This window comes from Ensifer sp. SSB1, from assembly GCF_016652895.1.
GTDB lineage: Bacteria > Pseudomonadota > Alphaproteobacteria > Rhizobiales > Rhizobiaceae > Ensifer.
Window position 1 is genome coordinate 2,376 of the sequence record NZ_JAEPRP010000232.1, and the last position, 6,713, is coordinate 9,088.

General features: G+C 58.3%; 6 protein-coding genes. 4 read left to right on the plus strand and 2 right to left on the minus strand.

Going from position 1 to position 6,713, the window contains the following annotated elements:
* The coding region (panD, locus tag I8N66_RS33815) for an aspartate 1-decarboxylase (protein ID WP_291163840.1) at positions 1–335 on the minus strand (335 nt) is incomplete at its 3' end.
* A gap of 919 nt (positions 336–1,254) precedes the next feature.
* Between panD and I8N66_RS33820 the strand changes: the two genes are divergently transcribed.
* The 3 genes from I8N66_RS33820 (at position 1,255) to I8N66_RS33830 (ending at position 3,176) form a co-directional block, all read left to right on the plus strand.
* The gene (locus I8N66_RS33820) at positions 1,255–1,449 is read left to right on the plus strand and encodes a hypothetical protein (RefSeq protein ID WP_291163825.1); all 195 of its coding nucleotides are present in this window, start codon (positions 1,255–1,257) and stop codon (positions 1,447–1,449) included.
* A gap of 40 nt (positions 1,450–1,489) precedes the next feature.
* On the plus strand, positions 1,490–2,572 hold the full coding sequence (gene dinB / locus I8N66_RS33825; RefSeq protein WP_291163828.1) for a DNA polymerase IV: 1,083 nt from the start codon (positions 1,490–1,492) through the stop codon (positions 2,570–2,572).
* Positions 2,573–2,678: 106 nt separating this feature from the next.
* On the plus strand, positions 2,679–3,176 hold the full coding sequence (locus I8N66_RS33830; RefSeq protein ID WP_291163831.1) for a ProQ/FINO family protein: 498 nt from the start codon (positions 2,679–2,681) through the stop codon (positions 3,174–3,176).
* Positions 3,177–3,202: 26 nt separating this feature from the next.
* Here I8N66_RS33830 and I8N66_RS33835 read toward each other — a convergent pair whose 3' ends face one another.
* Positions 3,203–4,108: a 3'-5' exonuclease gene (locus I8N66_RS33835; protein ID WP_291163843.1), complete on the minus strand. Its 906-nt coding sequence runs from the start codon at positions 4,106–4,108 to the stop codon at positions 3,203–3,205.
* Between the two features lie 986 nt (positions 4,109–5,094).
* On the opposite strand from I8N66_RS33835, the gene I8N66_RS33840 reads away from it, so the two are divergent.
* Positions 5,095–6,713: DUF5801 repeats-in-toxin domain-containing protein (locus I8N66_RS33840; RefSeq protein WP_291163834.1), on the plus strand; the 1,619-nt coding region annotated here is incomplete at its 3' end.

Consider the following 6,713-nt stretch of genomic DNA (forward strand, 5'->3'; position numbering starts at 1 on the left):
CGATTGTCCTCATCGAAGGTCAGGACCTTCGGCTTCAATGATGTGATCTGGCTCTCTTGGATATAAACGGAGTTGCAAATGATAACCTGGTCGCCGGGCTGGCAGGTCCGTGCAGCCGCGCCATTGAGGATGCAACACCTGGATCCGCGTTCGCCGAGAATAACGTAGGTGGAAATACGGGCCCCGGAATTCTTGTTCCAGATCTCCACGAACTCCATCGGCAGGATGCCAGCTTCCTCGCAGTGGTCGGGATCAAGCGTGATCGACCCGTGATAATTGAGGTTCGCCTCCGTCACATAGATACCGTGGAGCTTGCCCGCGACCAGTTTTCTCATGCTTCACACCTTCCATTGATCAGGATCCGCCAAATCTTGGCATCGCCCCAGCAGAAATCGTCGCAATCCGTATGGCGACGATTCAAAAGAAAGCCCCGCCGGGGAAGGCGGGGCGAGGTTCGCATCCAGATGGCTCTCTGAACGCGGGGAAGAAAAACTCCAACGGCCAAACCGATGCGCTCAGATACGAACAAAGCTCTCCGCAAGGAAGGTCGCTTTCGGCAATTCCGGTACGGCATCGCTAATATATCAACCTGTAAACTGATGATCTGCGAATAGACGGATTAATCGGTTCGGAATGCAGAAGAAGGCGCGTCGGCCGAGGCCACTGACCGAGCCAGGTGTCACCTGCATCCGGCGCCATTGGGGCAATGCGGGAAACCGAGCGCTCGGACACAACGCTTGCGACCGGCGCGAAGCTGAAGAGCCGGCGCTGTCCGATCCGGTTGCCGAGAATGCCGATTCAGATTGGAGACATCGGCCTCCGGTTCCTCGACCAACTTGTCGGCGGAGGCCATTTGCGCCTTCGAGGCGCTGGATGCGCTCTCGAAGTTAGGAGACGACGGCATGTCGACTGGACGAAACATTGTGGAAGGAGAAGCTCAGTGGGGCTATGCATTAGTGCTTCCCGTAGATATGTTCTCTATTTGTTCGTTTCCGCATTGTGGGTCAATCGACCTCAGGGCAAGACGTCCAGAGATCCTGACGAATGCAACTTAAGGGAAATGCGGGCCTGACATCGAACAACGGCGACATCTGCCGGCGTTCGTTGGTATGAAGCGCAGCGGATTGGAAGCTGGGAGGACTGAAAAATGTGCAACCTCTATAACAGCACGACAACATGCGATGCGGTGATGCAGTTTACCAAGGCCTTGCGCACGACAGGGCCGGCTGGAACGAGCCGTCGCTGGGCCTCGCCATGTCAACGAATGAGGTCGTTGCACCGATCCACTTCAAGGCGGTGCCAGTGATCCTGATGACGCCCGAGGAAGTGGACCTGTGGCTCACGGGGTTTTGGGACGAGGTCAAGCATCGTCAGCGGCCCCTGCCGGGCAATATGCGGGTGGTCGCCAAGCCGCCGGCAGCACCGACCGAAGAAGGTCAACTGTTGTGACCGCGCATTCGGTTACAACAGCACGGCCGAGGTGAAGACCATGGAAACCGCTCTCCGACCGCGCAAGATCATCCATGTAGATATGGATGCCTTCTATGCCTCCGTCGAGCAACGGGACAATCCTCAGCTTCGCGGCCTCCCGATCGCCGTCGGCCACGGCGAAGCGCGCGGCGTCGTGGCGGCGGCAAGCTACGAGGCACGCAAGTTCGGCGTCCATTCGGCCATGCCGTCGGTAACGGCCAAACGCAAATGCCCCGAGTTGATATTCGTGATCCCGCGCTTCGATGCCTACCGCGCGGTGTCTCAGGAGATTCACGCGATTTTTGCGGAGTACACGCCGCTCGTCGAGCCGTTGTCGCTCGATGAGGCCTATCTCGACGTGACCGAGAACTTGAAGGGAATGGAGGTTGCAACCGAGATTGCCGAGGAAATCCGCGGGCAGATCAAGGCGCGGACCGGACTGACCGCGTCCGCCGGCGTTTCCTACAATAAGTTCCTCGCCAAGATGGCATCCGACCAGAGGAAGCCCGACGGCCTCTTCGTCATCACGCCGAAAAATGGCCCGGCCTTCGTCGAGGCCTTGCCGGTCAAGAAGTTCCATGGCGTCGGGCCAGCGACGGCCGAGCGCATGCACAGGCTCGGCATAGAAACGGGGGCCGACCTCAGAACGCGCAACCTTGCCTTTCTGCAGCAGCACTTCGGAAAATCAGGGCCTTACTTCTACTGGATCGCCCGCGGTGTCGACGAACGGCAGGTCAATCCCGACCGGGTGCGCAAATCGATCGGGGCGGAAGATACCTTCTCCACCGACATCCACGATTTCGAGACGGCACGCGCGGGACTTCAGCCGCTAATCGAGAAGGTCTGGCGCTATTGCGAGGTGAACCGCATTCACGCAAAGACGGTAACGCTGAAGGTGAAATGGGAAGATTTCACGCAGATCACCCGGAGCAAGACGGTCACCGCCCCGATCGCAAGCGCTGGCGAACTCGCCGACGTCTCGACGCTCCTGCTCTTGCCGCTTTTCCCGGTCGCAAAAGGCATCCGGCTTTTGGGCGTTTCGCTGTCATCGCTCGACGGGACGACCGTTGAAGACAAGCCTCAACTCGCGCTCGCGCTTTGAGCTTGCCCAGCTCGAACCTTTCAACCCGGCCCCAACGTCGCTCTTTTGACATGTTGTGCGGCATATCCTTGATGAGGACTTTGCCAGATTGCTGCGGGCACGAACCGTGAAACGTCAGAAACCTTCCACACTGAAATCACCACGAGAAAACACCGGCCCGGTTCCGGCGCGCGATCGAGAGGTATCAAAGGCCGATGAGATCAACGCTCTCCTTACACGGCCGATCGCGATCCTTCCGATAAAGGTAGGTGACCCGATCCGGCCATTTGCCTTGGGCCTATGGAATGAGATCCGGTGCCTTTTGAAGCCGGAGATCAGCGTATCGACGCTGCGAAAGGCGACGGGGGCCTATATTCATTCCAGAAGCTATCAGATCGCAGTCGCGCGCCAGGATTCATCCCGTCATGACATCAACGGCGTGCCGATAGACCTCGTATCCGACGCCGATCGACTGGACGCTCAGCAGAGGTACGAAAGCTTGCGGGTGCGTGATGGAAAAGCCAAGTCAGGCGCGCACTCCCTTCTTCCTGCGCCGCCGTCGAAAACAGAAATGATCCGTGCGGCGCTTCTTGAAAGACGTCGGTCTCCCGGCAAGGCCGTATAAGCTCATCGGTCGGGCTCAAGGAAGGCTCACAAAGCCCTGAAGCGGTCGAAAGCCGTCAGGTGCTTGACAGGCGGATCGGCCTCATCCCAGCGATAGATATCCGAGCGCAGGTATCGAAGCTCGTCCTCGAGCGCATCCTCTCCAACTTCGATCCACCATGATTTCGGGCGCCCGTCGCTGCCGTCCGACCAGCGATAGCCGCGCGCCTTCAGATGGTCCTTCATGTCGAATGGGCTGCTTTCCGCAAACACACGAACGCGCGATCGCTGGCTTGCCTCATAGAGTTCGGCAAACGGCGTCCGGCTCGCGCCGTCCTCGCCCTTTGCCAGGACCTCGAGCAGCGCGAAGCAGTCGTCTACGGCTCGATGTCCGTCGTGGAAGTAACCCGCCTGCCCGATCAGGTAGCCGAGCTTGGTGCCTTCGAAGCCGCGGGATGCCCAATCGATTTCGGAGACCGAGCAAGCCCAGGCCTTACCCGCAAAGATCGAAGAAAAAGCCTCGCAGAACGGCCGATCGAACCCGGCGTTGTGTGCGATGATGAGATCCGCCGGTTCAAGGATCGTACGCAACGCCTGAATATCGATCATCTGGTCAACGACCATGGCATCGGTAATGCCGGTCAGGCGCGTGACCTCAGCCGGGATAGGAACGCTTGGTTGCTGCAGCCCTCCATAAACCCCGGTCACGTCGCCGATGTTGCCGGCCTCGTCAAACGTGAACGCGATGGTTCCGATCTCGATGATCTCGTCCTTGCGGTGGTTGAGGCCGGTCGTTTCCGTGTCGAGGATGACGCCTCTCAAGGGAAACTCGGGACGCAACGCTGTCGCAATGGGGCGAGGCTCGAGCTTTGTGAGTATCCGAAACCGGCCTGTAGCGCGAAGGTGCCGGACCATCTCCTCGTCGCTGAGACCTGTTGAAGCCTGTCGCTTCATGCTCGATGGACGGGCGACCTTTGACGGATCCGTATCATCGGAAACAAATAGGTCGAACTGTTGCTTCATGCGCTCTCTCGAACTCGTTTCCGAACCTGTTCCCCGAATCCATTGCCCGGGTGTCCCCAATAAGCCATACGCCTGAACGACCTTAAGGGGAAATTGTGCGAACGATAGAAAGCAGCGTTCACAGCGGCTTTGCACAGTAAGAATGCTCGCGGTCCCGGATCTCGAATTCAGCGGATCAAGGGCAAGCCGCCCATTCATTGGCGACTGCAGTGATGATCGGCTTGCTGATGACCGGTCAGACCCAAAGGCTCAGAACTTTCGGGGTGGTACGCAGAGACAGATCGTGCGTCCGTGAGCACAACCGTTGGAATGCGGTCGGGGGGAGTAGATTTCGCGTCGGTACGTTGTCGGCAGCCCTGTTAAATATAGGACCTAAGTCCTACGAGACCCGGCAAAGGTCTTACTCTCCTTGCCACTCAAATCAACCCTAGAACAACATAATACAACCTTTACGTCATCCACGACCGGGATCGCAAGAGTGGTTCCAGGGTCGCTTGCGACGCCTTTCTGGGCGACCCTGGAGCCACAGCATGATGCTCCTGGTGGACGCATGGGCGGCGAATGCGAGGGATTTGCATGCCGTTCGCTCCCGGCCCGAAGATTTATGACAAAATGCGCGACGCTTCAGCCGCAACGCCATCGATGCCCAAAAGTTGACCGCGGCTGCACGGATCGCGCACAACCTCCAATACATTAGTTAGTCCTTAAGGATAACTTGATGGGTACAGGTGAGCGGCGTAGCGTCCCAGAATAACACAGGTGCCTTATAGTAGTGCACATAACAAGGTGCGATTAGAACGCGCACAAGGGGACATCTACCAGAAAGCCTTTTCTTATCCGAAGTGGAATCGGCGCCACCTCTGACGGGGTTCCGGCCCCAATTCTTTGGCCAATTCGTTGTTGTGGAGGATTGCTCAATGGCATTGGATATTCTGGCTCAAGACATCATTGTTGACGAGAGCACCGGTCTTACGGACAACGACATTGACCCAGCGCTCAACACGAACACCACCCTGTTGTATCTCCTCAGCCTCGACGATCCAGCGACCGGGCTGGCCTCCCCAGAAGTGGCCTATCAGGCCAATTTCGTACAAGCGTCGGCGAGCGCCGGGGAAACCATCAATTCGATCGTTCTCGCACAAAACGCTTCGGGGATCCCCTTTTCCCCAACGATCGGAGTGAACAGCGGCATTCGCACGGTCGACGGTAACTATGTCTGGCTTTTCCAGGATCCAACGCACCCAAACGTCGTGATCGGCGTCATCGGGACCTCTGACGGCGCAGTCGCGCCCGCCGCCAACGGGCCGCTCGCCTTCGCCTTTGGGCTTGATCCCACAAGCAGCACAAAGGCCGACCTTTACCTGGTTCAGTACGTGGCACTGTCCCATCCGGATCCGACCAAGGTGGACGAACGCATTGACCTTACCGACAAGGTCTTCGCCTCAGTATCTGGCACCACCGTGGTTGGTTTCTCAGGGCAGAACGCGGCGCCGGGAAACCATGATTTTTACGTGCTCAATTCGCCAACGGACGCCTCCAAGCAACTGCTTGTGACTGGCTTTTTGGCCGGAGCCAACGCCACTGCCAACGTCAGCACACAAGGGTTCGGCGTCAACAATCAAAGCATCAATCCGACCGAAACGCTCCAGGTCGATTTTGTCACCGGCAGCAACATCGCCGCGGGTAGCGGGTCCCAAATCCAATATGGCAGCCATCTCAACAACGTCACGCAGGCCGGGTTCACGATCAACCAGATCACGCCCTCCAATCCGAACTTGCGGGTCGACATCACGATCAAGGCCTTCGACAATACCGGCGACGAGCAAGGTTCGGACTTCTTCAACGGTACCGATACCACCGCCGTCGACATCGTCAGCGTCAAACTGACCGGTCAATCGGGTTTCGCCACGCTCATCACCGCCGATGGCACCTATGCCACGGGAAGCGGCAACGTCGTTATCTCGGGCCTGAGCGGGACAGGGAACGCTGTTACCATCACCGGGCTGGATAACATCACTACCGTCGACATCACGACGGCCAAGCAGATGGATCGGTTGACCGTTACCGGGGTCGATGCGAACGAAGGCTGCGACATCACCGAATTCCATTTCACGTCGCAGACTCCAAACGCCTACACCGAACAGGTCGGCTCGTTCATCAACTTCGATGATTCCGGGCCTTCGTTGTCGATCACGGCAGCACCCGCGGTTGGTGTCGCCGAGGTGGTCGAGGCGAGCGGTGTTGCCGGGCATGCCCAGGCAACGATCACGCCGCCAACGTTCGATTCCAGCGCGGTTGACGGCAAAACGAGCAACGTGACCTATGCGCTTTCGTTAGCGGGCGGGACGGCGACCGGGTTGCAAACGACGGACGGCAATCATCCGATCACGCTGGTGGCGGATTCGGCCAACCAGATCTCCGGCAAGTACGACAGCGACAACAACGGATCGTTCGATGCGACAGCGTTCACGGTCACGCTATCCGGCACGACGGTGACCCTGACGTCTCTGGCTGCCCTTGAACACGATAACTCGCA